Here is a 25,294-nt window from a genome sequence, read left to right on the forward strand (position 1 = left end):
GAGGAGAACCATGCCGTTGATCGAGGACTACGCACTGCTGGGCGACCTGCACACCGCCGCCCTCGTCTCGCGCGAAGGCGGAATCGACTGGCTGTGCCTGCCCCGCTTCGACTCCCCGGCGTGCTTCGCCGCGCTGCTCGCCGACGAGCACGCCGGGACCTGGCGGCTCGCCCCCGCCTCCGGTGGTCCCGCGACACGACGCGCGTACCGCGGCGACACGCTCACCATCGCCAGCGAGTGGGACACACCGGACGGCACGGTCCGCGTCGTCGACTTCATGCCGCCCCGCGGGCAATCCTCCGACCTCGTCCGCATCGTCGAGGGTGTGTCCGGGCAGGTGCCGATGCGGATGCTGCTGCGCCTGCGTTTCGACTACGGCGCGGTCCAGCCCTGGGTACGGCGCGAGGACGGGGACTTCGTCGCCGTCGCGGGCCCGGACGCGGTGTGGTTGCGCACACCGGTGCACCTGGACACCAGGGCCGCGGAAACCCACACCGCCACCCACGCCGAGTTCACCGTGTCCGCGGGCGAACGCGTCCCGTTCGTGCTCACCCACCGTCCCTCCCACCTGACCGCTCCCACACCGGTCGACGCCGACACCGCGCTCCGCGACACCGAAGAGTTCTGGGCGGGCTGGATGTCCCGCTGCGAGTACGACGGCCAGTGGGCCGGGGCGGTGCGCCGCGCGCTCATCACACTCAAGGCCCTCACCTACGCCCCGACCGGCGGCATCCTCGCCGCGGCCACCACGTCGCTGCCCGAACAGCTGGGCGGGGCCCGCAACTGGGACTACCGCTACTGCTGGCTCCGCGACGCCACCTTCACCCTGCAGGCACTGCTCGGCACCGGCTACGTCGACGAAGCCCGCGCATGGCGGGAATGGCTCGTCCGCGCCGTCGCCGGCGACCCAGCAGACCTGCAGATCATGTACGGGCTCGACGGCACCCGCCGCATCCCCGAGACCACCCTGCACTGGCTCTCCGGGTACGAAGGCGCCCAACCCGTCCGCGTCGGCAACGCCGCGGTCGACCAGTTCCAGCTCGACGTGTGGGGCGAGGTCCTCGACGGGCTCCACCTCGCCCGCGAAGAAGGCATCCACGCCACCGACACCGCCTGGGAACTCCAGCGCGCCCTGCTCGACTACCTGGAAGGCAACTGGCAGCAGCCCGACAACAGCCTGTGGGAGGTCCGCGGCCCACGCCGCCACTTCGTGCACTCCAAGGTCATGGCCTGGGCCGGGGTCGACCGGGCCGTCCACACGGTCGAACATCACGACCTCGACGGCCCAGCTGACCACTGGCGGCAACTGCGGGACACCATCCACGCCGACGTGTGCGAACACGGCTACGACGCCGACCGCGGCACCTTCACCCAGTTCTACGGATCACACGGCCTCGACGCCGGGCTCCTGCTCATCCCCCGCGTCGGGTTCCTCCCCTGGCACGACGAACGCGTACGCGGCACCGTCGACGCCGTACGCAAGGAACTGGACCGCGACGGGTTCCTCCTTCGCTACGACCCCCATGCCGACGGCGGCGTCGACGGCCTCCCCGGCGACGAAGGCAGCTTCCTCGCCTGCACCTTCTGGCTCGCCGACGCCCTGCACGGCACCGGCCGCACCGACGAGGCCCACACCCTGTTCGAGAAACTGCTCGACCTCCGCAACGACGTCGGCCTCCTCAGCGAGGAATACGACACCGGACAGCAGCGGCAGGTCGGCAACACACCCCAGGCGTTCAGCATGGTCGGACTCGTCAACACGGCACTCCACCTCACCGGCTCCGCCATCACCACCGAACGGCCAGCAAGCATCACAAGATCGGTCTCGGAATAGCGTGCCGCCGGGAGTCACGGGCGAACCTCCCATGGCATGCCGCCACAACACCTTCCTCGGCACAGGTTCCTTCCACATCGGTAGAGCACGCGAAAGTGGTCCGAACACGGCCAGCCCAAGCGCTGTGCTGACGCGCTCTCGTCCGAGCCAACGTGCTCGTGCCGCTGGTGTGTGCCCGTGGTGCGCTGGCGAGCGGGCACACGAGGTCACCAAGGGCGCCGGGCGACCTCGTCGGTGTCGAATTCGTCCGATGGCATGGAAGCTCGTCCGCGCGCCGCTCCGTGGCAGGTCGACGGTGGGACTTCGGTCGATGCGCAGCGTGGGTCAGTGGAGGAGTTTGCGGGTCAGGTGCGCGATCTGCCGTGGGGACATGCTCGGCAGGTAGGCGTGTGTGATGGCGCGGCCGATCGCGGGCAGGGTGGCGACCTCCGGGTACGCCAGGTACAGCGGGCGGTAGACGGGCTGGAACTTGGCCTTGAACGCCAGCAGGGAACTGAAGCCGTACACCGGTTCCAGTGCCACCGACGCGACGTCGAGCAGGCGCTGCAACCACGTGAGCCGCGCGCCGCGGTCGACCGGGCGAGCTGGGCACCGGACAGGCTCAGGAATTCGGCGCCGTCGGTCTTCGCGGACAGTGCCGCCTCGGCGATCAGGAACTCCATCACGCCGGGGAAGCCGTCCGTCCTGCGGCGCATGAAGTCCAGCGTCCACCCGACCACGGCACCGTCGCGGTGCACGGGCAGCCAGCTCGTGACGCCGTGGACGGTGTCCTCGCCGTCGACGGCGAGAAGCAGGCGGGTGCCCGGCTCGTTCAGCTCGGTCAGGCCGCCGAGCGTGAACCCCATCTCGGGCAGCCCTTTGTCCGCGATCCAGGTCTCGGAGATGGTCCTGATCTGCTCGGCGATCGCGAGTGGCGCCTGGCCGAAGGTGGTCCACTCGGCGACCACACCCGCCTTGGCGGCCCGGTTGCGCGCGGTGCGGACGTCCTGCCAGCGTTTGCCGGTGAACTCGAGCGTCGCGAGCGGCAGCACGGTCTCCTCCGCCACCTGCACGGTCGAGTAGCCGAGGCCGCGGCACGCGGCAGCCGTGTCCTCGGTGATCGTGTACAGGCACGACACCAGCCCCTGTTTCCTGCAGTAGGCGGTGAACTCGGCGACCGGGGGGCCGTCGGGACCGGGCGCGCCGAACGGGCCGCCGGTGGTGAGCGCGACCGACCCGATGGTGCGGTACGCGAACGCGGTGGCGCCGTCGGCGGTGAACCAGTACCGATGCCCGGACCACATCGCGATCTGACCGAGGTTGGAGCGCGGGTCCTGGCGGAGCAGCGCACGCGCGCGTTCCCGGTCCGCGACCGCACCCGGCTCCGCCTGCGTGGTGAACAAGCGCAGCAGCAGCGCGGTCACGGCGAGCCAGAACACCACGCCGGTCCACTCGAACACGACCGTGCTCGCCGGTGACACCGGCAGGATGCGCGGCGTCGCCTCGACGAGATAGCCGGGTGGCACGAACCGCTGCGGCAGGTCGGCGACCAACTCCAGCATGTTCGGTCTGCGGTCGAAGCCGCCACGCGCCAGCCAGCCGCCGGCGAGCCAGCCGATGGCGGTGCCGCCCAGCGCCACCACACCGGCGACCACGAGCGGCCGCGTGCCCGGCCTCGCCACGTCGAACCGTCGCCGTGCCACCACCAACACCACCAGCACGAGCGCGGGCAACGCGAGCGGCAACGCCACGGTCAGCATCGACTGGCCGGCAGGCAGGCCCGCGGTGAAGATCCGCTCCTCCTGTGGCGTGGTCAGCATCGTCGCCGCCTGCAGCACGCCGAGTCCGAACAGGACGGTGTGGACCCCGATCCCCGCCCACCACGCGGCCCGCCGCCCCCGCCGCAACCCTTCGGCGACCACCAGCAGCAACAGCACCGGCACCACGGAGAACACGGCGGGCCCGGCACCCGAGAGCCGCAACGCCGCGCGCAGCTCGCGGCACTCGATGCGCTGCCCCGCCTCGCACAGCGCGCGGACCGTACCCGCGTCGGGCAGTTCGGGCACCATCACGTGCCGCAGCACCGACAACGGCCCGATCGGGGTGCCCGCGAACACGGCGACCAGCGGGCCGACCGCGGTGACCGCGACGAGCAACGCCACCAGCGCACGGGACTCGGCGATCGACGGCGCCCTGCTCACGGGCCGGCGGCCGGGCCGCAGCAGCACCCCGGCCGCCAGTCCGGCGAGACCGATGGTGAGGCGCGTGAGGTCGGTGAGCGTGCCGGCGTACAGAGCCATCGCCAGCAGCAACGACACTCCGAGCAGCCGCGTTCGCCTGCGCCACAACGTGTCCATCGCGGCCGACGCGCCGAGCAGCGTGCCGGTGAGCGCGCCCGCGGGCCCGAACGCGGTGGAATGGGACAGCGCGATGGCCCACTCGCCGCCGAGCGCGGCGCCGAGTTCCACCAGCCCCACCGCCACGAGTGTGCCGGCCACCTGCGCGACCACCAGCACGACCGCGGCACGCACGCTGCCGAGCCGCCGCTCAGCGATCGGGAGGAACACGACCGCGAGCGCGGTGGTGAGCACGTAGGCCGTCGGGCCGTGTGCCCAGAACCCGGACGTGAGCGGGGTCCACCAGCGGCCGTCGGCCAGCGCAGGCGCCCCGGCCCCGACCGTGTGCCGCAACGTCCCGTGCGGACCGAACCGCACCGTCCCGGTCGCGAACGCGAGCAGCCACAGCAGCACGACGTAGCCGACGGTGAGCGGTGCGGACGCGATGGCGACGCCCAGATTCCTGGCGACCCGGCCCGGGTCCGCCTGCCGGATCGCGGTCATCGGGTCAGCTCCATCCTGGTCGCGAGCCAGGGCAACAGGACGCCCAGCGCGGGCCCCCACACCGCCCACGAATGGCCGCCCGGCAGCACGTGCATGTGCGCGTCCATCCCGGCGGCGAGCGCGGCCTGGTACATCTGTCGTGTCTGACGCAGGTAACGCTCGTCGGCCGCCCCTGCGACGAACTGGCCCGCGGAGTCCGGGAACCGGGTGCGTGTCAGCACGTCACGCGGGTTGATCGCGTGGTACGCCGCCATGTCACCGCCGAACGCGGCGTCGACCGTCTGCGCCACCGTGCCCGAGTTGGGCCGGTTCTCACCGGAGAAGTCCAGGAACGTCGGGTACACGTGCGGTGCGAGGACCCCGGTCTGGACCGCGCACGTGCCGCCGTTGGAGAACCCGCCGAATGCCCACGTCCGCGTGTCCGTGTTCACCTGCAGGTGCGTGCGGATCCAGTCGGGCACGTCGGTCGCGAGGTAGGTGGCCGCGTTGCCGATGCGCGAGTCGAGGCACATCGGGTTGACGGTCGGGGCGGTGAGGTCGTCGGGCATGACGACCACCGGCGCGAGCCCGTGGTGCGCGGCGGCGAACCGGTCCATGCGGGACGCGAGCATGCCACCGTAGAGCCAGTCGTCCGAGTTACCCGGCTGTCCGCCCACCAGCACCAGCACCGGCAGTTCCGCCCTCGGCGACGACAGGTAGGCGGGTGGCAGGTACACCCAGCCGGAGCGGGCCGCGAAGTGGGACACGGTGCCGGGAATCGTCACCTCCGCGACCGCGCCGTGCCTCGGCAGCCACTTCGGCGCGTGCCACACGTCGGCCAGCGGTTCGCCCGGCCGTGGCGCCACCAGTGCCCGCTTCGTGTTCCCGACCTTCGCGAACGCGACCTGGTTGGGCTGCGGCAGCCCGAACGCGTCCCGCACGGTCGGGTACTGCCCGAACTGCACGTTCGCCAGCTCCGCCGCCGCGACCAGGACGACCAGTGCCAGCACGAGGTTCCTCGGTGGCCGCCACCACGACCGGGGCGCGGCCGCCGACCGCGTCACCGCCAGCCACACCGCCCCCAGCCCCGCGACGATCGCGAGCCACACCAGCGGCGGCAACGGGTCCGGCCACGGCCGCCACCACCAGGTGAGCGTCCCGTACAGGAGGAAGACCGACACCCCGGTCGCCACCAGGGCGACGGGCACGCCCCGCAACCACCACCCTCGCCCGGCTCGCACCAGCAGGAACAGGAACGCGGCCACCCCGAGCACCACGAGCGTGACCATCAACGGCGAACCACCGAGCAACGACCAGTCCGGCATCACGGACCCCTCTCGCCAGGCCCGGGCATCCCTGCCCAGCCCCCGCGCACAGCGTGCGCCGTCCACCTGCGATTCACCTGAGAAGGACCGCAGAAATCGGTGAGACAACCGGGTCGGATGAGCCAGAAACCCCCACGTGACTTCTGTTCGGACACTGAATACCTGGGCTTCCCAACCCGCTGGGCCTCCAGCCGTACAGATCGTCGACGCGTTCGAACGAGAGGAGGACGATTCACTGTCTCGAGGAGCTCGGCGACCCGGTTTGGTGTGTGCGGAGGGTGATGGCGAAGAAGGCGCGCAGGTCGGTGCTGAGGTAGCGGTTGGCGGGGCTGGGCATGGCGGGCAGCAGTCTGTGTGGGGTCTGCCCGTCGAAGATGTTGCAGCTGACCATGTTCGGGTGGATGTCGAGTTGCATGCCACGGTCGATGCCGACCTGCGCCATCGCGCTGGCAAGCGTTGCGAGGGTGAGGTCGTTGCCTGCGACGTAGATCAGATGTCCGGCCGCGTCAGTGCCCAGGCCTGAGCGCCAGGTGTACTGGAACTGGCTGCGTGCGCTGCCCCATCGGGCATCCCGGTTGACGTCCAGACCCGGTACGGCCTGGCCGTGGTCGACGATGAGGTCCAGGCTCTGCTGCACCGACACGACGTCGGCGGACAGCCGGGCGTCGCGGCCCCACTGGTCGACGGTGATCCGGCCATCGCGGTGCACGACCGCGGACGCGGCACCGTCGCGCAGCGGAACGATCTGGTGCTGGTCGAGGAAGGCGCCGCCGTGCGCGTCGACCATCTTGAACCCGGCGTTGAACACCGCCGTCAGCCGCGGCAGCAGAGAGGGAGGCACCTCACCGGGCGCGTTGGGGTCGCGGGCAGGTTCTTTGGTGCCGGCGATGAGCCGGCCGCGCACCAGGTCCTGGTTGAACCACGCCGCGCCGGCCAGCACACTGCCGTGCGCAAGGTCGGGCTGGAAGAAGGTCGTGTACAGCGCGCCCTGCCGGTCCGCGGGCACCCACACCCCTTCGCCCGGCAGGTCGCCTGGTGTGGGCAGATCCGCCGGGTGGTCGGCGCGCACGGCCGCGGGTGGTGTGCCGTGACGCGGGACGGTGTCGGCGGCCGGCGGCCCGGCCGACGGTGGGTGGCGGGAGTACCACCAGTTCTCGACGGTGTTCACCACCGCACCGGCACCCATGTCGTCCCGCAGCCAATCGACGGTGCGCACCCCGATACCGGCGTTGCCGGGCCAGGTCAACGCACGTACGTAGGTCACCGTCGGGTAGATCAACGCCACGACCAGCCCGACGAGCACGAACGGCAGTACCCGGCGGCGTCGTGGTCGCCTGCGACGGGTGTCGATGGCGGTGTGGTTCATGCCGTCACGCTAGGAAGACGCGCGTGCGGGCAGGGCCATGTGACGGTTAGCCGACGGCAAGTTTCAGCGGTCCTCGCGGACCGGGAGCAGCAGCGTGAAGGTTGGCGGGGACGGACGAGCCAGCCGCAACCGGCCCCCCTCTCCCTCGGCCAGTCGCCGCGCCAGCGCGAGCCCGAGCCCGTGGCCGGGCGGGGCGTTGCCCGGGGCGTGGAACGGATTGCTGTCCGGCTCGACGCCGGGTCCTTCGTCGGTCACGTCGACCGCGACCGTGTCGCCGGCGTCCCGGGCGGTGACGGACACGGCACCCTGGCCGTGGCGCAACGCGTTGTCCAGCAGGACGGTCACGATCTGGCGCAGGACAGCCGCCGCCACCGCATACCGGCCTACGTCGGAGCGTACGTCGACCCGCAGCGCACGGCCGTGCTCAGCCAGTAGCCCGTGCCAGTCGTGTTCGATCTCGGTGAGGAGTGTGCCGACGGTGGCGGTCGCCTCATCGGGACGGGCGTCCCGGGCGAACGCGAGCAGGTCGTCGATGGTGCGTTCGAGCCGGTCGGTGGTCGCGAGCCCCGCCGTGATCGCACCCGCCAGATCGGCGCCGGGGGTCTCCAGCGCGGACTCCAGTTGCAGCCGCAGCCCGGCCAGCGGGGTGCGGAGCTGGTGTGACGCCTCAGCGGAGAAGGCGCGTTCACGGGCGAGCAGGTCGGCGAGGCGCTTGGCCGTGGTGTCCAGCGAGCCGCCGACCGAGTCGATCTCGGTGATGCCGGAGCGGGCCGCGCGGACGGTGAAGTCGCCGCTGCCCAACCGGTTCGCCGTCGCGGACAGCGCCTCCAGCGGCTCCGCCAGCCTGCGGGCCTGTCTGCGCGCCAACAGCCACGTGGCGATCACCGCGGCCACGCCGAGCACCGCCATGCCGGCCCAGGTGAGCACGGTCCGCTGCCACACCTCCGACCGTGGGGTGGCCGCACGAACGGTGCCCAGCACGCGGGCGCCGTCGCGGACCACCACCGCCACCACCAGGTGACTCGAAGTGTCCGCGGACACCACGTCGTCCGCAACATCGGCACTGGCCGTGTCTGTGTCCAGGGTGAGCGGCCCGGTACCGGCCCACCGGGTGCCGTCCGGTCCGTACAGGGCGATGGATGTGGCCTCCTCCGCGCCGGGCAGTTCCGACGGGACCTCGCCACGAGCCAGCGTGGTCGAGGTCGCGAGGGCGACCGCGTCCGCCAACCGCTCCAACTCGGCACGCTCGTCATCGAGGTAGTACTTCGCGACACCCACCGCCAGCGGCACCCCGAACAGGGTGATGGCCAGCACCGCGACCAGCAACGACACCCCGACGATCCGTCTGCGCACCTCAGTCCGCCGGTGGTTCGAGCCGGTACCCGACCCCGCGGATCGTCGCGATCTCCGGCACCGCCCCGGTGACCTCGCCGAGCTTCCTGCGGATGGCCGCCACGTGCACGTCCAGCGTCTTCGTCGAGCCGTACCACTGGGCATCCCACACGTCCGCCATCAGCGCCTCGCGCCGCACCACGACCCCAGGATCCGCGGCCAGCCGCAGCAACAGGTCGAACTCCTTCGTACGCAACGGAAGTTCGTGGCCGTCGACGGTCGCCCGGCGGGTGGCCGGGTCGATCCGCAGCTGTCCTATCTCCACCGGCCGCTCACGGGCGCCGGCCACGGACCCACGACGTAGGTGCGCCCGGATCCGCGCATGCAGTTCGGCAAGCCGCACCGGCTTGGTCAGGTAGTCGTCGGCGCCGGCCTCCAACCCCACGACCACGTCCATCTCCTCGGTCCTGGCGGTGAGGATCACCAGCACACAGCCCGGCTGGACCTCACGGAACCGGCGGCACACCTCCGTGCCGTCCAGGTCCGGCAGGCCGAGATCGACCAACGCCAGATCGAACGTGTTCGCGGCCGCCTCCCGCAGGGCCTCCCGCCCGGACTGCCGCCAGCGCACATCGTGACCATGCTGGCCCAGGCTCGCCTGCAGGGCCTGGCCGATCGTCTGGTCGTCCTCCACCACCAGCAGCCTCGCCACCCGGTCAGCCTAACCGCCCACCCGCCGCGCGCCAGCCGAACCGAACACCGTGGTGAACGCGGTGCCGAACCGGCGGTCGAGGTAGCAGCCGATACTGATCTGCCCCGCGAGATAGCGGGCAAGCAGCTCCCGGTCGGTGTCCGCGTCGATCACCGGCCGGCCGAACCGCGGGCCGGCCTGTTTCCGGTGCGCCGCGATCAGCCTCATCACAAGATCGCTCATCATCGCTCTCCGACACCTGCCGTCAGCGTAGGCAGCGGTGCGTTCGGCCTGCGCCAGTACGAGGTGAACGCAAGGCAAACCATCAGCCAGAGCCCCCCGAACAACCACCCAGCCAGCACGTCCGACGGCCAGTGCACCCCCAGGTAGACACGGCTCACCCCGATCGCGGCCACAGCCAGCACCCCCACCACGATCGCCGCCACCCGCAGGACACGACTGGTCAGCCGCGCCACCAGAACCACCGTCAACACACCGAGCACCGCACAAGCGCAGACACCGTGACCCGACGGATAGGACGCGCTGGCCTCCACGACCAACCGATCAGCCCCCGGCGGCCGCGCGACCACGTGTTTGATCACCGGCACCAACAACGCCGCACCCGCCGTCGTCACTGCGACCAGCACGGCGTCCGCCCGCTGCCGCCGCAGCAGCAGCCATCCGGCCACAACCGCCGCGAGCACCGCCAGCACAACCGTGCCACCGACGACACTCACCCACTCCATCACCCGGTTCAGCCCGGGTGTGCGATGGTCGACCAACCACCGATGCCACGGCCGATCCAGCACCGTGAGCCCGTCGTGGTCCACCACGTTGTCCGTCAGCTCCGCGACCGCAGACACCACACACGCCACCGCGACCACCCGCCCCACCACCCACGCGGCAGGCCGAAGCCGAAAAGACACGAGCACCAGGCCAGGCTAGAAGGCACAACGTTCACGCCAGGCCAGCCAAAGGCAAGCGCCAGGTTAACTGGTTCATCACCCGCATCGGCTTGTCCGCAACCGACAGCGTCCTGCCCGGCCAACCCTCGTGGCCTGACCTCAAGTCAGGCGCGATGCCGGACGTCCACAACGGACTCCATGACCTCCCCGCCCACATCCGCTGGCGGCTCGCCGACCCCATCCAGAAAGATCCGACACCAAGTGACCGAGACCCCAGCCGGCACGGCGGGCCGCCGGAGTGAGATCGTGGCAACGCTGGGGCCATGACTCTTCCTCCCGTCCCGGTCCCACCACGACTCGCTGCCCATGGATCAGTGGCCTCGAGCCACGTGACGGAGCGCGACGAGCGCGATATCGTCGGCGGCGGGCTCCCCCACCCACCATTGTGGACATGATGCGCACACACGGCTTCTGCCGAACCAGACCGCAAGGTCGCGCGCAACCGCTCGAGGCCGTCGTCGATCGGTTCGCCGCGCCGTTCGACCAGACCGTCGGTGTAGCAGACGACGAGCCCGCCTGCCGGGAGGTCGGCGGTGGTGCTGCCCCGGCCGGTCACGCCGAGGCCGAACCCGATGGGCAGGCCGACGGGCACGTGCACGAATCCGGGTTCCTGCCCGGGTATCGCGACGAGGGGTGGCAGGTGCCCGGCCGACGCCACGTCCATCGTGCTGTTGACGGTGTCGACGACCAGGAATCCGACCGTCGCCATCACAGTGCGCTCGAAGTGGCTCGCTTTGCGATCGACTTTTTCCAGCACCACCGCCGGATCGTCGAACTCCAGCGCGTACGCGCGCAGCGCGCTGCGCAGTCGTCCCATCACGATGGCGGCGGGCAGGCCGTTGCCCGCCACATCACCGATGACCAGCCCGATCCGGTCACGCGGCAGAGGGAACACGTCGTGCCAGTCGCCCCCGATACCGATCTCCGCGCCGGGCACGTACCTGCCCGCGACCTCCCATCCCGGCGCTCTGGGCAACAGCTGCGCCGGCATCAGGCTCTCGACCAGCGTCGCGGCCGCGGCCTGTTCCGAGCGCGACCGGTGCAGGACCGCGGCCATCGTCACCCGGTCCGCGACCAATCGCAGCAGCTCGACATCCTCGTCGTCGAACCGGCACGCCGACGTTCGGCCGACGTGCAGCACTCCGACGAGTTCTTCTTGCGTCATCATCGGTACTCCGAGAAGGACCCGGAGCTCGTGCTCCCACAGGAGCGGGTTCACCACCGTCGACGAGTCGACCCGGTCGATCTGCACCGGCTGCCGCAACCGCGCGACCCGACCCGCGAACCCCGCTCCCAGCGGTACCCGAACCCCCTGGAAACCTCTTCGTCCAGACCCACACTCGCCTTCGCGACCAGCCGCTCCCCGCTCGCGTCCACGAACAACGCCGAGACCGTGTCCACCCTCGAACAGGTCGGGGACCTGCCCCAGCAGAACCTCGACGAGCTTCTCCAGCTCGATTTCGACAAGGGTGCTGTCCGTGACAGCCTCCAGCACACGGAGCCGTCGTGCCCCGCCCTCGCCCATGCGCCGTCCCAACTCGCGTACTTCTCGATGATCTGCGACACGATGTGCCTGATCATGTGCCGGTGCCCGTGTCGCCGGTCACACACTCCTGGCACCCGCTCCCCCACGTTTGTCGTCAGACACAACCGGGTATCAATTCGTCCGAATGGATGAACGGCGCACGGAGATGAGCGACGTCGTGACTACGCAGACCTGGCCCACAGGCCCGGGAGATGTGTCTCGCCGGGGGACCACACTCACCTGCGACCTGGATCCGACGTCAGGTGCGCTGCTGCGCAAGTTCGTCCGGCAGCTGCTCGACGGCCAGACGGGTGTCGTGGTCGAGGACGCCATGCTCGTGGCCGATGAACTCGCAGCCAACGCGTGCCGTCACGGCCGAGCGCCCCGCGTCGGCCGGTTGCCCCTGCTCGACCACCGACGGGTCCTGCTCATCGAGGTCGACGACGCCGGCCCGGGGCAGCCACAGATCCGGAAACCGGACAATACGGGCGGACGCGGGCTGATCCTCGTCGACCGGCTCACGACGCATGGGGGGTGCGCTCCCGCCGCGGGTGCAAAACCGTGTGGGCGGAGATGGCGCTGGACGGCAACGGTGGCGACAACCCATACCTGGCCCCGTCGGCGAACTGGACCCGGGACGCAGTCCGCTGAGCGACCTCAAGCAGCTCGCTGACCATTCGTGCTTGGTGACGAACTGTGACGAGCGAGGGTCGAAGTGGCGTGGGATTGGACGGGGTCCCGCAGGCAGCGCGGGTGGTCACCGCCGACCGCGGCACTCGGCATCTCCAGACCAAGGGCGTCTTCCGTGGCACACCGGAACTGACCTCTCAGCACCTTGTCACGTGGGCGCTGATCGTCGAACAATGGCCACGGCTCGGCGCCGCGCTGGTTTGTGCCCCGGAGGCGATCGAGGGACTCGAGCAGGCTGAACCACGTCGCCAGACTCCAGGACGCGCTCGATCCCGCCTCGGCACACGGACCTCGGACGTGTTGTTGCGGATCCTGCGCGACGGTGTTCCCTCACCACGGACTACCCCGCCTGGTCCGGTTCGAACCCGTCGGCGAGCCGACCTGACTGTCGCGGAGCGGACACTCACCTGCACGCTCTGCTGCGGCGCTTTCGACGCGACCACACCGGAAATGACTGCTCTGGCACGCATGCGTTGACAGTTGTCGGGTATCCACACGGGTATCGACTGGAGCAGTTATGGCGAAACACCGGCTGGACAAGCGGAACAGTCAGCAGTGGGGCGGCCCTGCACTGGCCACCGATCACGACCCTGGCCCTGCCAAGCATGCGACCACCGCGGCCGAAGAGACCGCGTCTCCGCGAGAAGCAGGCAGCGACACGGCAACTGAGCCGGAACCTGACCACGATCAAAGCCTGCATGGCGACGACAAGGCCGCGTCCTCGACGGTCTGACGAGACCCGCGAGCACCGAGCCCGGGCGGCCGCAGTGTCCCGAGCGGACAGAGGTGGAGGTTGAGGTCCGTCTCGCCGTCCGGGCATCTGCGTCCACTGCGGTGCCTTCAGCCTGGACAGCCCCGCTCGGGGAACTGGGATCGCGGCCGCACGACAGCTCGTCCGCCGGGTGCTCAGCGGGCACAGGGGAGATGGGCCTGGGCGACCGATCCGGCCACGAGCAGGCCCGCGTCGTCCGTCCCGGAGCTCCCACCGCTGGAAGCGACCAGCGCACTGGTCAACCTTCGCGATCCGTGGTCAGAACGGGTAACGGAAGGCGGCTCCACTCCGAAACGCAGGTATGGGTTCCGGCTCCCGGCTCTGGGCCGGAACCATGTGGGGCGGTCATCGCGCGGTAGGTACTCGCCGACAGCGGGCACTTTCTCCACACGGTGACCGCCCCAGGTACTCATCCCCATCCGAAGGCTCGGGTCGCGCGATCTCTTGCGCATGGACTGCGTACCGGTCCATCTCCGGGCGACGAAGCCCGGTACGTCGGCCGATAGCGCTGGCCTGCGGCATCTGCTCGCCGGTGACCCGGACAGGTCCGGGCCATCGGACAACCACCAGGTGGTGGTGGTCGAGGCGAGTGGGCCGGGCGACACGTTCGGCGGTTTGCGTCGCCCGGGCCCACTCCTTCCGGTCAGCTGCCCTGAGACGGCGGTTCGGCACCGCTGTGGGGATCAGGGGGACCTACGGTGCCGTGGGCGGCGCTGTCCGGAGTCGAGGGACGAGCCGGCGCGGGGGCCGGTCGCCGAGAGCTGTCTGCCTGGCCGGTGTTGCCCGTGTTCTCGGGCTTCCCTGACGCCCTGCTGTTGGCGGCGGCCTTCTCGGGCGCCGCGGCAGACACGCCTTCGGGCTTACCGGTCTGCACTGGCTTACCTGTCTGCGCAGGCTTACCGGTTTGCGCGGGCTTACCGGTCTCTTCGGGTTTACCCGCGATGCTTTCGGGTTTGCCGGTGATCTTTGGCTTGCCTGTGTGCTCTGACTTGCCACTGGTCGCCGGCTTGCGCTTGTGGTCGCGCTCCGTGTCCGAGGGCTGCGTGATGCGTGTTGCGCAGTACTTCGCGACCTTGCCTTCGCCGCCCGCCACCACAATCAAGGGCAGGAAGGCGGGGCTCTCCAGAGCCGTGCGCGATCGACCACGGTCCGAGTACTCCTGGCACAGTTCGGTGATCGACGGCGCCTTCGACGGCGGTGACGGCGCCTGCGCGGCGGGACGTTTCGTGGTTGTGGGTGCCGGTGCCGAGGTAGTGCTCCGCTCGGCAGGCGGCGTCGGTGACCACGGGGCGGGCAGCACGCCGGTGGCCGCCGCCACGATGCCCGCGGAACCAGCCACGGCAACAACGATCATTGCTTTGACGGTGAGCACCCTGGCCAGCACGGATCGCGTCCTCGACGCGGGAGCGGGGGCCGTTCCGGCCGCCGCGCGGAACGCCGCCACCGCCGCCGCCTCGCCTGCCAGCTCCCCGGGATGCGCAGGCGCGGTGGCAGCGCGGAGCACGCTGGCGAGCCGCTCGCCAGCGTCCCCCGTGGGGAACATCCCGTCGGGCCGCCAGTCGTGCCGTGATGATCGCGTACTCATCCTGTCTTCCTTGGCGTCGAACGCCATGGCCACGTCACGCCCGTCGTGGCGTCGACGCGCCCTCCCCGGCCCTGCTCGAGCCGATCACCGAGCTTGCGCAACCCACGCCACGTCGCGGTGCGCACCGCCCCCGGTCGTTTGCCCATGACCCGCGCGGCCGCGTTGGTGTCGAGTCCCATCACGACCCGCAGCAACGCCGAGATTTCCACACTGCGCGCTCAGATGACCTCGGCTGGCAAGGCCGCACGGCCCGCAGTCAAGCCGCGTGTGCGCCGGACGGCACCGGCTCCGCCTGCCACCGGCTACGCACCACCCGTGCACTACTGCGACGGTGCGGCCTCGCGGTGACCAGCGACGGCCGGGTGCCGTTGCTGAACGCGGCACGCGCCAGCGTTCGCCGGGGACGATCTCGCCGCGCCTTGACGGCAGCGAGGCCTGAGTCCGGCCGGTCACGACCCGAAGACCACGAACTTGTCGACGGTCAGCAGGCGGAGGAACAAGCCCACCGGGAAGTCGCCGGGTGACTGCCAGGCCGCCCGCACGACAAAGCCCGACTCACCGGTGCGGGTGACTTCCGTGCCGGCGGGCAACGCGCCGCGCAGAAACCTTCTCCTGCTCCACGTCTCCGACAAGGTTCTCGCGCTCCCCCAGTTCGTGTGCAGGACGACAGTAGCGACACTCCAACCAGGACAGAGCAGCTGCCCTGGTGCGGGCTCGTCGCGTACCGCGGAGGTCTAGCATCCGGGCATGAACAGTGCCCGCGACCTCGTCATCGACTTCTCGCCGCCCTTGATCGCGTTGCTGGTGGCCGCGGAGCGTGCGAAGGGCGGTCCGCTCACGGAGGACGAGGTCCTCGACATCCGTGACGGGGCGACCTGCGTCCGCGTGCCGAGGTCGGTGGCCGAGGCGATGGCGGAACAGCGCGGATATCCCGACCTCGACCCGGAGCGGTGCTGGGAGCAGTGGCAGGCCGTGCGGACCGAGTTCGCGGACTGAGTCAACGCGCGTCGCGGTGTGCGGCGAAGGCGGTCAGCAGCGCGGCCACGGTCAGCGCGACGCCGAACCACACGGCGCCGGTGGTGCCGAAGCCGTTCGCGAACAGGCCGCCGAGCAGTGCGCCGAGCGCGATGGAGATGTTGTACCCCATGGTGTTCAGCGACATGGCGGCCTCGAAGGTGTCCGGCGCGGCGGCGAGCATCATGTTGACCTGACACAGGTTCGCGGCGCCGAAGGACACACCCCACAGCACCACCGCGACCGCCAGGCCCGCGGGACTGCTGCCGATCAGCAGGATCAGCAGCAACGCGGCGACGAGCCCCGTGCAGGCGACGACGAAGGTCGCGCGCATGTTCGTGGTGACCGTGTGCCCGGCGACGACGTTGCCGACCGCGCCGCCGATCCCGAACACGATCAGCAGCCCGGTCACCCAGCCGGGCGAGACCCCGGCGTGCTGCTCCATGAAGGGGCGGATGAACGTGTACGCGCCGAAGTGCCCGAGCACGTACAGGGCAACCGTGATCATCACGACCCGCAGCCGCCCGTTGCGCAGCGGCAGCGCGAACACCTCCCGCACCGGGATGGCGCTCTCGGATGGCAGCGACGGCAGCGCGAGCACGACGGCGAGCAGCACCGCCAGGCTCAGCCCGCTCCAGATGAGGAACGTGGTGCGCCAGTCGGTGAGGCTCTCGATGAACGTGCCCAGCGGCATGCCCACGACGGTGGCGATCGACATGCCCGACAGCACGACCGCGGCGGCCTTGCTCGCCTTGTCGCCGGGGACCAGCCGCATCGCCATGGCGACGCCGATCGCCCAGAACACGCCGTGCGCGAAGCCGGTGACGAGCCGGGCGGCCAGGACGAGCGCGAAGTTCGGCGACACGGCCGTGACGAGGTTGCCGACCGCCATGATCACCAGCAGCGCGGCGAGGAGCGCACGGCGGTTCACCGTGCGGCTCCACGCGACCAGGAACGGCACACCGACCCCGGCGGAGATGCCGTACAGCGTCACCATCATGCCCGCGAGGCCGACGGAGACGGACAGGCCCGCGCTGACCGGGGTGAGCAGCCCGACGGGCATCAACTCGGTGGTGACGAAGACGAACAGGCTCGCGGTGATGGCCGCGACGCCCAGCCACGCCCGGAACGACGAGCGCGGTTCGGTACTGACAGTGGTCATGAGCCGAGTCTCGCGACGCGTCATCGATGAGTCCAACGCAATGTTGTCACTTCAGCGATGCCCTACGATCATCGATCCATGGAGCTCCAGCAGATGCGCTACGTCCTCGCCGTCGCCGAGACGAACAGCTTCACCCGCGCCGCGGAGCAGTGCATGGTCGTCCAGTCCGCGCTGAGCCGCCAGATCGCCCGGCTCGAACGGGAACTGGGTGCGCGGCTGTTCGACCGCACCAGCCGCCACGTGCGCATCACGCCGGCGGGGGAGGCGTTCGTGGCCGCGGCCCGCGAGAGCCTCAACGCCGCCGAGCGCGCGGTCGCCGACGTGGGGGCGGTCACCGGTGAGGTGCGCGGCAGGCTCGCCCTTGGCTTGATCCCCACCGTGGCCGCCGTCGACATCCCGGACGCGCTGAGCCGGTTCCGCGACCGGTATCCGCGGGTGCGGCTGAACATCCGCGTCGGCGGCAGCGACGACCTCACCGAGCAGGTCAGGCAGGGGAGGATCGAGGTCGCGTTCCTCGGGCTGCCCACGAGCGCGCGGCCGGCGGGCGTCAACGCCCGCGAGCTCGCCAGGGACCGGCTGGTCGCCGTCGTCGCCCCGGACCACCCGCTCGCGCGGGAGCCGGTCGTCGACCTCGCCCGGCTCGCGACCGAGACCTTCATCGACCTGCCACCGCGGTCCGCCGCGCGAGCGCAGTCGGACGAGGCGTTCGCCGCCGCGGGCCTGAGCCGCGAGGTCGCGTTCGAGGTCACCACCGCGGACTTCATGATGGCCCGCCTCGTGCGGAAGGGCCTGGGGATCGCGCTGCTCCCGTCGACCTACGTCCCCCACCTGACCGGGCTGGCCACCATCGAGATCACCGACGCGCCCATGCGCGTCGAGTACCTCGTCTGGGGCGGCGCCGGGCGCACCCCGGCGGCGACCGCGTTCCTCGACATGCTGGACCTGCCCGCTACCGGGCGATCCTCGTGAGCTTGTCCGGGTTGGTCACCGAGTAGATGCCCAGCACCCGGTCGCCTGCCGGGGTGAGGTCGAGGACCAGCACGGCGAACGGGGCGGCACCGGAGAACAGGACCGCGGACGGGTCGCCGTTCACGTGGCGGTACCGGATGTCGAACACCCCGGTGGCGTTCGCGGTGACCCTCACCAGCAGGTTCGCCACCGCGTCCCGGCCGTGCACCGGGTGCGGGCTGGTCGCCGCGCCCTTGCCGCCGCCGTCCGTCCACAGTGTCACGTCCGGGGCGAGCACCTGGAGCAGCGCCTCGAGGTCGCCGCCCATGGCCGCCTCGACGAATCGTTCGGTGACGCGCTGCTGCACACGGGCGTCGACGCGGTAGCGCGGGCGCCGGGCGCGGACGTGCTCGCGGGCGCGGTGGGCGAGCTGGCGCACCGCTTCCGGGCTGCGCCCCAGGATGTCGGCGATCTCCGCGTGCGGGTACCCGAACGCGTCGTGCAGGACGAACACCGCGCGCTCGGCGGGGCTGAGCGCCTCCAGCACCACCAGCAGCGCCATCGACGACGACTCGGCCCGCAGCACGGGGTCGGGCCGGTCGGTGACCACCGGTTCGGGCAGCCACTGCCCGACGTAGGTCTCGCGGCTGCGGTTGAGCGCGGCCCGGCGCGCGAGGGCCTTGTTCACCGCGACGCGCACCAGGTAGGCGCGGGGGTGCCCGATCCTGTCGTGGTCGGCGGCCACCCAGCCGAGCCAGGTCTCCTGCAGCACGTCCTCGGTGTCGGCGACGGAGCCGAGCATGTCGTAGACGATCGCGAACAGCAGCTCGCGGTGCTCGACGAACGTCCCGGTGGCGGCGTCGTGGTCGGTCATCGTTTCTCCCTCCTCCCCGCCCGAGAGTGGCGGCGCCCCCGGAAACGTGACATGCCCGCGGCGGATGTGGCCGACGTCTCCTCGTGTCACACCACGCCGTCCCGCCGTGCTCTCGGTTCAGCGCCTGCCGGGAAGGTCCCGGCCACGGCACTTCGAGGAGACGACGATGCGAACCCTGATCCGCGACGTCCGGGTGTTCGACGGCGAGCACACCACGGCGCGCGCCGACGTGCTGATCGACGGCGACCGGATCGCCGAGCCCGACGGCCGCCCCGCCGACGTCGAAGTGGACGGTACCGGGCGGACACTGCTACCCGGGTTGATCGACGCGCACACCCACACCTTCGACGGCAACCTGGCGCAGGCGCTGACCTTCGGCGTGACCACCGAACTGGACATGTTCTGCCTGCCCGCGAACCTGGCGCGGCAGCGCGCGCTGGCCGCCGAACGCGACGACGTGGCCGACATCCGCAGCTCCGGCGTGCTCGCGACCGCACCCGGCGGCCACCCCAGCCAGCTGATGACCGCGCTCGGCGACACGCTGGGCGACGCGGCGGGTCCCTTCGACACGGTCGCCACGGCCGAGCAGGCGGCGGCGTTCGTCGCGGCCCGGCAGGCGGAAGGGGCCGACTACCTGAAGGTGGTGGTCGACGACGGCGCGGTCCACGGCACCGACCTGCCCGCGCTCACGCCGGACGTGGTGGCGGCGCTCGTCGACGCCGCGCACGCGGCGGACCTGGCGGTGATCGCGCACGCGATCACCGCGGCCGAGGTCGGGATCGCGCTGGACGCGGGCGTGGACGGCCTCGCGCACGTCTGGGTCGACGCCGGACCGGCGACCCGGGACCTCGCGGCCCGCGTGGCGGCGCAGGGGGTGTTCGTGGTGAGCACCCTCGTGTACTTCGAGGTGATCAGCGACCAGCGCGGCGCCGACCGCGCACGTCCCGGCAGCGCGGAGCAGGCGGTGCGGGTGGCGCGGGCCTTGTGGGACGCGGGCGCGCCGTTGCTGGCGGGCACGGACGCCACCCCGTTCGCGCCCGTGCACGGCGAAAGCCTGCACGACGAACTGGTCCTGCTGACCGAGGCGGGTCTCACCAACGAGCAGGCCCTGGCGGCGGCGACCAGCGTGCCGGCCCACCACTTCGGACTGGACGACCGCGGCCGCATCGCGCCGGGCCTGCGCGCCGACCTGGTGCTGGTCGACGGCGACCCCACGCACGACATCACCGCCACCCGGGCGATCGCCGACGTGTGGCGGCGCGGCGTCCGCCAGTCCCGCTGACCTCGAAAGGAACCCGATGAACCGTTTCTTCCTGCTCCCCGCGGGCGGCTCCCGATCGGCTCCCACCCCGTGGGCGACCGCCAAGGCGACGGCCGAGGACACCGAGAACCGCTTCACGCTCAGGGAAATCCACGGCGAGGTGGACCTGCCGGAACACCGCACCGGGTTCGTCTACGTCATCGACGGCGAGCTCGACGTGGACGTCCGCGGCACCAGCCACCACCTCACCGCGGGCATGTGCGCACTGCTGCCCAGCGCGATCCGCACGACGGGTGCACGCGCGTTGCACCTGACGGCACCCGGCGACGTGCCGGTCGAGCACGGCTACGTACTCGCACGCGGTGAGGCGCGGCCGGGCCGCGTCCCGCTGCCTCCCGCGTTCAGCGTGAAGGCCCGCGCCACCGACACCGGCGGCCTGTTCTCACTGCTGGAGGTGACGGTGGCCCAGCCGGTCCCGCGTCACACCCACCACGTCGCCGACGAAGCCATCCACGTCCTGGACGGCGCGCTGCGCGTCGACTTCGGCGACACGACCCACATCGCGGGCAAGGGCGACTTCGTCCTGTTGCCCCACGGTCAGCCGCACGCGATCGGCCCGGCCTCGACGCCCCCGCCACGCGTCGTCCAGATCTCCAGCCCCGGCGGCTGGGAGCACGTGGTGGAGGCCCTCATCGAGAACCGGACGGAGGTGAGCAGGGCGGGCCGCCTCGACCCGGCCGCACTCAACCGGTACACGCGCCGCCACGGCGTGACCTACGACGTGCCCTAGGCACCCCGTGGCGACGCGGCCCCTGCCGCGTCGCCACGTCACGTGTGCAGCGCGGCCTTCGGGCCCAGGTAGAGGCCGCCGTTGACCTCGAGCACCTGCCCGGTCACCCACCTGCTGTCCGGCGCGGTGAAGAACGCGACCGCGTCGGCGATGTCCGCCGGGACCCCGACCCGGCCGAGCGCGACGATGTCGGCGACGCCCTCCGCCGCGCCGGGCAGCTCGTCCAGCCACGAGTTCATGTCGCTGCGGGTGATGCCGGGCGAGATCGTGTTCACGGTGATCCCCCTGTCCCCCAAGGTGTTCGCGAGCGACCGGCCGAGCACGTTCAGCGCACCCTTCGTCATCGCGTAGACCACCTCGGGGATCGCGAACCAGGTGACCCCCGACGAGATGTTCACGATGCGTGCGCCGTCACCCAGCAGGGGCAGCGCCTTCTGGATGATGAAGAACGGCGCGCGCACGTTGACCCGGAACACGCGGTCGAAGTCGTCCTCGGACGCGTCGATCCCCGGACCGAACACGGCGGCGTTGTTCACCAGCACGTCCAGGGTTCGCCCGGCGAGCCCGTCGGTGAGGCGGTCGATCAGCAGCTCCACGCCGTCCGGCCGCGCCAGGTCCGCCTCGACCGGGAAGGCGTGGCCGCCGGCCGCCTCGATGGCGGCGACGGTCTCCAGCGCGGCGGCCTTGTTGGTGCCGTAGTGCACCGCCACCAGCGCGCCGTCCTGCGCCAGCCGTTCGGCGATGGCGCGGCCGATGCCCCGGGACGCGCCTGTCACGAGTGCTGTTCTCATCGTGGTCTCCCCTGTCATTTGTAAGGGAACGTTCCCTTACGTTGCGAGTAGACTAGCGTTCGTCACGAGACCGAGCAAGGGGGAACGATGCGCCGAACGGCGGCGGAGACCAGGGAACTCATCCTCGACGTCGCCAGCCGCCTGTTCTACTGGCACGGCATCCGGGCCACCGGCGTGGACAAGATCGCGGCGGAAGCCGGCGTGTCCCCCAACGTGCTCTACCGCGCGTTCGCGACCAAGGACGACCTGGTCGCCGCGTACGTCGCCCGCTCAGCCGAGACGGGGCGGGCCCGCTTCGAGGCCGCCGTCGCCGCCGCCGGTCCCGACCCGCGTGCGCGCATCCTCGCGATGTTCGACGTGCTCGCGGAAGACATCCGCCCGGAGGTGTTCCGGGGCTGCGCCTGCATGATGACCCTCGCGGAGTTCCCCGACCCCGACCTGCCCGCCCACCGGCGGGCCGTCGCCACCAAGCAGTGGGTGCGCACCCGGTTCGGGGAACTCACCGAACAACTCGGCGTGGCCCGGCCCGCGGAACTGGCGGACCAACTGTCGATCATCTGGGAAGGCACCAGCAGCACGGCGCAAGCCATGGGCGCCGACGGCCCACCCACCGCCACGCGCGCCCTGGTCACCGCGATCCTGGATCACCACCTGCCCGCGCGCGGTCGCGCCACGCCGTGACGCCACGTCCGATCGCGCCGGTCGTCGCCGACACATAGCCGCCGGGCGAGATCCTGCCCGGCGCGGGCACCGCCGTCGAGCCGTTGGCTTGTGGTGATCCACAGTCGGGAACTGTGGTGCACCACAGCAAAACCTTGTGGTCAACATCATTACGGTCGCCTCCCCCGCCGCATACTGTCGCCTCCGTGAACACCAACCTCTCCGACTCGCCCCGCCGCGCCCTGGCGGGGCTGGTGCTCCTCCTGGTGGTGGCAGGAGTGATCACCGGCACCGCGCTGCTCCAGCGCGGGATCCCGCCCGCACCCGCGTCAGCGCCGTCGTCGGCGTTCAGCGCCGAGCGTGCGATGCGGCACCTGGAGCAGTTCGCGCGTGCACCACGTCCACAGGGCAGCGCGGCGGGCGTACGCGCCGAGCGCTACCTGGCGGACGAGTTGCGCGCGGCGGGCCTGTCGGTGGCGGTGCAGCACGCGGTGGGTGTCCACACGGGCGACGGCCTGGCGACGTTCGGCCGGGTCGACAACATCGTCGCGACGCTGCCGGGCACCGACTCCTCGGGCACGCTGGTGCTGGCCGCGCACCACGACTCGGTGGCGATGGGACCGGGCGCCTCCGACGACGGAGCGGCGGTGGCCGCCATGCTCGAGACGGTGCGGGCGCTGCGCACCGGTGACCGGCTGCGCAACGACCTCGTCCTGCTGATCACCGACGGCGAGGAGAACGGTCTGCTGGGCGCGGAGGCGTTCCTGCGGGAGCACCCGCTGGGCCGCCGCGGCGGCGTGGTGCTGAACTTCGAGGCGCGCGGGGTGAGTGGCCCGTCGCTGATGTTCGAGACGTCTCGTGACAACGCGCGGCTCGTGGACCTCTTCAACGACACCGTCCCGCACCCGAGGGGCGACTCGTCGATGGTCGAGGTGTACCGGGTGCTGCCGAACGACACGGACTTCTCGTTGTTCGCCGACGCCGGGTTCAGCGGGCTGAACTTCGCCTACATCGAAGGCGCGGCCAGGTACCACACGGCGGGCGACTCGATCGCGAACCTGGACCAGGGCAGCCTGCAGCACCACGGCGAGAACATGCTGGCACTCGCACGAGCTCTCGGCGACACCGACCTGCGCACGCTGGCGGCCGATCACGACGACACCTACTTCGACGTGCTGGGCATGAAGATCAGCTATTCGAACGGGATGGTGTGGCCGCTGGCGGTGGTCGCGTTGTTACTCGTGGCCCTGCTGACGTGGCTGGCGCGCAGGCGCGGGCTGACGACCGTCGGCAGGGTCGCGGTGGGCGCGGCGTCGGCACTGGTACCGCTGGTGGTGGCGTTCGGGCTGGGTCAGCTGGTGTGGACGGCGCTGACGTGGGTGCGACCGTCGTACGACGTGGCAGGCGGGCTGCTGCATCGGCCGGTGGCGTTCAACGTGGCGGTGATCGTCGCGGCAGTGGCGGCGCTGCTGGCGTGGTATCTGCTGTTACGCCGGCGGCTGGGCGCGGTGGCGTTGGTGATCGGCGGACTGGCGTGGCACGTGCTGCTCGGTGTCGTGTGCGCCGCGTACGCGCCGGGAGCGTCGTTCCTGTTCACCGCGCCGGCGCTGATGGCGACCCTCGGCGCCATCGTCGCGCTGCTCGTGGAGCGGCCACTGTGGTCCGTGGTGGCGCTGGCCGTGGGCTTGGTGGTGGGCAGCGCCCTGCTGCCCTACTTCGCGTACATGGTGTTCGGTGCGGTGGGCTTGTCGCTGGCCGCCGTGGGTGCGGTGTTCACGGTCCTGTTCGCCCTGCTCCTGCTGCCCGCGGTGGACCTGCTGTCACCGGAAGCGCAGCCACGACGACGTGCGGTGGCCATCCCGGCCACGGCGCTGCTGGCGAGCGTGGCCCTGGTGGCGGCGGGCCTGGCCGTCGACGGCCCGGACGCGGCGCACCCGGCGCCGACGCACCTGGCGTACGTACTGAACGCCGACACCGGCAAAGCCAGCTGGGTCAGCGCGGACACGTCCCCGAGCGAATGGACATCGGAACACGTCGACAGCCAGAACACCGGCGCCCTGCCACCGGGCTACCAGCGAGGCACCCTGTGGACCGGCCCGGCCCCGGCCATCGAGGCGACAGGCCCGGAGGTGACCGCGGTGAGCAAGACCGGCACGACGATCACCTTCATGGTCCGCTCCATCCGCGGCGCCCCGTCGGTCACGCTGCGTCTGAGCACCCCGATCACGAAGGCAACGGCACGCATGGGCGACCAGGCACCGACGTCCACACCGGTCACGGGCACCCGCAAGAACACGTGGCCCGCGGAGATCCGCCTCCGGGACCTCCCCACGAACGGCGCGACGATCACCGTCGAGACCACGGGAGAGAACCCCCGCCTGACGGCGATCGACGAGACCCACGGCCTCCCCGAGACCACACCGCGCCCCAACACGACCACCCCAAGCACACGAGAGGACGGTGGTGTGACGGCAGTGGCCCGCACCTACAGCCTGTGACCGTTCCCGCAGGGGTTCCGTCAAAGTGGGATGGGTCTTCTCTGGGTCGACCTCGTTGTGGGTTCCCTCCGGGGTCTTCGCCGTCCTGGGCTCTGTCCTCGCCGGACGGGCGTCCTCGCCGGAGGGCGTCCTGCCGGACGGGCCTCCTCGCCGGAGGGGCTGGTCTCCGGGATGGCGGGGGTCTTGCACGGGGCTGGTTTGGCAAGGACTGGTGTCCGTTGTCTGCCATCCCGTCGACCTCCCGGAGGGCTATCACACCGCGTCAAGGGGGCCCGGCAGCTTTGGGCAGGTGGGCGCGTTGAGCGTCGGGCCCCCTTGACCCGGCGTGATCGGGCTTCGCCAGGTCGACGGGATGGCAGGCACCCCTCAGGGGGTTATGGGGCTTCGCCCCGCTTCGCGGGGCCGGGCGCTGC

20 protein-coding genes and 1 pseudogene are annotated in these 25,294 nt (G+C 71.1%); 8 read left to right on the top strand and 13 right to left on the bottom strand.

What is annotated here, in order from left to right:
* Positions 1 to 10: 10 nt before the first annotated feature.
* The gene (locus ACYQ77_RS30045; protein WP_459717065.1) at positions 11 to 1,834 is read left to right on the top strand and encodes a glycoside hydrolase family 15 protein; all 1,824 of its coding nucleotides are present in this window, start codon (positions 11 to 13) and stop codon (positions 1,832 to 1,834) included.
* 324 nt (positions 1,835 to 2,158) lie between these two features.
* On the opposite strand, the pseudogene ACYQ77_RS30050 reads toward ACYQ77_RS30045, so the two are convergent.
* The 8 genes and pseudogenes from ACYQ77_RS30050 to ACYQ77_RS30085 all read right to left on the bottom strand — a co-directional run bounded on the left by ACYQ77_RS30050 (position 2,159) and on the right by ACYQ77_RS30085 (position 11,806).
* Positions 2,159 to 4,653: pseudogene (locus ACYQ77_RS30050) on the bottom strand (phosphatidylglycerol lysyltransferase domain-containing protein).
* A complete protein-coding gene (locus tag ACYQ77_RS30055; protein ID WP_459717067.1) occupies positions 4,650 to 5,957 on the bottom strand; it encodes an alpha/beta hydrolase in 1,308 nt (435 codons plus the stop codon). The pseudogene ACYQ77_RS30050 and the gene ACYQ77_RS30055 overlap by 4 nt, the downstream one beginning before the upstream one ends.
* A 232-nt stretch (positions 5,958 to 6,189) precedes the next feature.
* Positions 6,190 to 7,323, bottom strand: a complete 1,134-nt coding sequence (locus ACYQ77_RS30060; RefSeq protein ID WP_459717068.1) for a hypothetical protein — start codon at positions 7,321 to 7,323, stop codon at positions 6,190 to 6,192.
* Between the two features lie 63 nt (positions 7,324 to 7,386).
* Entirely contained in the window at positions 7,387 to 8,676 is a 1,290-nt protein-coding gene (locus ACYQ77_RS30065) for a sensor histidine kinase (RefSeq protein ID WP_459717070.1), read from the bottom strand.
* A gap of 1 nt (position 8,677) precedes the next feature.
* Positions 8,678 to 9,367, bottom strand: a complete 690-nt coding sequence (locus ACYQ77_RS30070) for a response regulator transcription factor (protein WP_459717072.1) — start codon at positions 9,365 to 9,367, stop codon at positions 8,678 to 8,680.
* A 9-nt stretch (positions 9,368 to 9,376) separates the two neighbouring features.
* On the bottom strand, positions 9,377 to 9,574 hold the full coding sequence (locus ACYQ77_RS30075; protein ID WP_459717073.1) for a hypothetical protein: 198 nt from the start codon (positions 9,572 to 9,574) through the stop codon (positions 9,377 to 9,379).
* A 14-nt stretch (positions 9,575 to 9,588) separates the two neighbouring features.
* Complete coding sequence (locus ACYQ77_RS30080; protein WP_459717075.1) at positions 9,589 to 10,278, bottom strand: phosphatase PAP2 family protein; 690 nt, start codon at positions 10,276 to 10,278, stop codon at positions 9,589 to 9,591.
* Positions 10,279 to 10,303: 25 nt separating this feature from the next.
* Positions 10,304 to 11,806, bottom strand: coding sequence for a PP2C family protein-serine/threonine phosphatase (locus tag ACYQ77_RS30085; protein ID WP_459717077.1), 1,503 nt, complete (start codon positions 11,804 to 11,806; stop codon positions 10,304 to 10,306).
* 196 nt (positions 11,807 to 12,002) lie between these two features.
* Here ACYQ77_RS30085 and ACYQ77_RS30090 point away from each other — a divergent pair, with 196 nt between their 5' ends.
* Entirely contained in the window at positions 12,003 to 12,509 is a 507-nt protein-coding gene (locus ACYQ77_RS30090; protein WP_459717078.1) for an ATP-binding protein, read from the top strand.
* A 1,432-nt stretch (positions 12,510 to 13,941) separates the two neighbouring features.
* Here ACYQ77_RS30090 and ACYQ77_RS30095 read toward each other — a convergent pair.
* Both ACYQ77_RS30095 and ACYQ77_RS30100 read right to left on the bottom strand, forming a co-directional pair.
* Positions 13,942 to 14,910 (bottom strand): hypothetical protein, encoded by a 969-nt coding sequence (locus ACYQ77_RS30095; RefSeq protein ID WP_459717079.1) that lies wholly within the window; start codon positions 14,908 to 14,910, stop codon positions 13,942 to 13,944.
* 422 nt (positions 14,911 to 15,332) lie between these two features.
* Positions 15,333 to 15,515, bottom strand: coding sequence for a hypothetical protein (locus tag ACYQ77_RS30100; protein WP_459717081.1), 183 nt, complete (start codon positions 15,513 to 15,515; stop codon positions 15,333 to 15,335).
* A 115-nt stretch (positions 15,516 to 15,630) separates the two neighbouring features.
* Here ACYQ77_RS30100 and ACYQ77_RS30105 point away from each other — a divergent pair, with 115 nt between their 5' ends.
* A complete protein-coding gene (locus ACYQ77_RS30105; RefSeq protein ID WP_459717082.1) occupies positions 15,631 to 15,879 on the top strand; it encodes a hypothetical protein in 249 nt (82 codons plus the stop codon).
* Between the two features lies 1 nt (position 15,880).
* On the opposite strand, the gene ACYQ77_RS30110 is transcribed toward ACYQ77_RS30105, so the two are convergent.
* Entirely contained in the window at positions 15,881 to 17,059 is a 1,179-nt protein-coding gene (locus ACYQ77_RS30110; protein WP_459717084.1) for an MFS transporter, read from the bottom strand.
* Between the two features lie 78 nt (positions 17,060 to 17,137).
* On the opposite strand from ACYQ77_RS30110, the gene ACYQ77_RS30115 reads away from it, so the two are divergent.
* Complete coding sequence (locus ACYQ77_RS30115) at positions 17,138 to 18,028, top strand: LysR family transcriptional regulator (RefSeq protein ID WP_459717086.1); 891 nt, start codon at positions 17,138 to 17,140, stop codon at positions 18,026 to 18,028.
* Here ACYQ77_RS30115 and sigJ read toward each other — a convergent pair.
* Positions 18,009 to 18,881 carry an RNA polymerase sigma factor SigJ gene (sigJ, locus tag ACYQ77_RS30120; RefSeq protein WP_459717087.1) on the bottom strand — a complete coding sequence of 291 codons (873 nt, stop codon included), beginning with the start codon at positions 18,879 to 18,881 and terminating at the stop codon, positions 18,009 to 18,011. The two genes, ACYQ77_RS30115 and sigJ, sit on opposite strands and share 20 nt — an antisense overlap.
* A 166-nt stretch (positions 18,882 to 19,047) precedes the next feature.
* Here sigJ and ACYQ77_RS30125 point away from each other — a divergent pair, with 166 nt between their 5' ends.
* The gene (locus ACYQ77_RS30125) at positions 19,048 to 20,163 is read left to right on the top strand and encodes an amidohydrolase family protein (protein ID WP_459717088.1); all 1,116 of its coding nucleotides are present in this window, start codon (positions 19,048 to 19,050) and stop codon (positions 20,161 to 20,163) included.
* Between the two features lie 16 nt (positions 20,164 to 20,179).
* Positions 20,180 to 20,932, top strand: a complete 753-nt coding sequence (locus ACYQ77_RS30130) for a cupin domain-containing protein (RefSeq protein WP_459717090.1) — start codon at positions 20,180 to 20,182, stop codon at positions 20,930 to 20,932.
* A 38-nt stretch (positions 20,933 to 20,970) separates the two neighbouring features.
* Here ACYQ77_RS30130 and ACYQ77_RS30135 read toward each other — a convergent pair whose 3' ends face one another.
* A complete protein-coding gene (locus ACYQ77_RS30135) occupies positions 20,971 to 21,723 on the bottom strand; it encodes an SDR family oxidoreductase (protein WP_459717092.1) in 753 nt (250 codons plus the stop codon).
* Positions 21,724 to 21,810: 87 nt separating this feature from the next.
* On the opposite strand from ACYQ77_RS30135, the gene ACYQ77_RS30140 reads away from it, so the two are divergent.
* Together ACYQ77_RS30140 and ACYQ77_RS30145 are read left to right on the top strand one after the other, a co-directional pair.
* The gene (locus tag ACYQ77_RS30140; protein WP_459717093.1) at positions 21,811 to 22,404 is read left to right on the top strand and encodes a TetR/AcrR family transcriptional regulator; all 594 of its coding nucleotides are present in this window, start codon (positions 21,811 to 21,813) and stop codon (positions 22,402 to 22,404) included.
* Between the two features lie 185 nt (positions 22,405 to 22,589).
* Positions 22,590 to 24,881 (top strand): M20/M25/M40 family metallo-hydrolase, encoded by a 2,292-nt coding sequence (locus ACYQ77_RS30145; protein WP_459717095.1) that lies wholly within the window; start codon positions 22,590 to 22,592, stop codon positions 24,879 to 24,881.
* Positions 24,882 to 25,294 lie beyond the last annotated feature (413 nt).

It is taken from the genome of Actinophytocola sp. KF-1 (genome assembly GCF_054661535.1).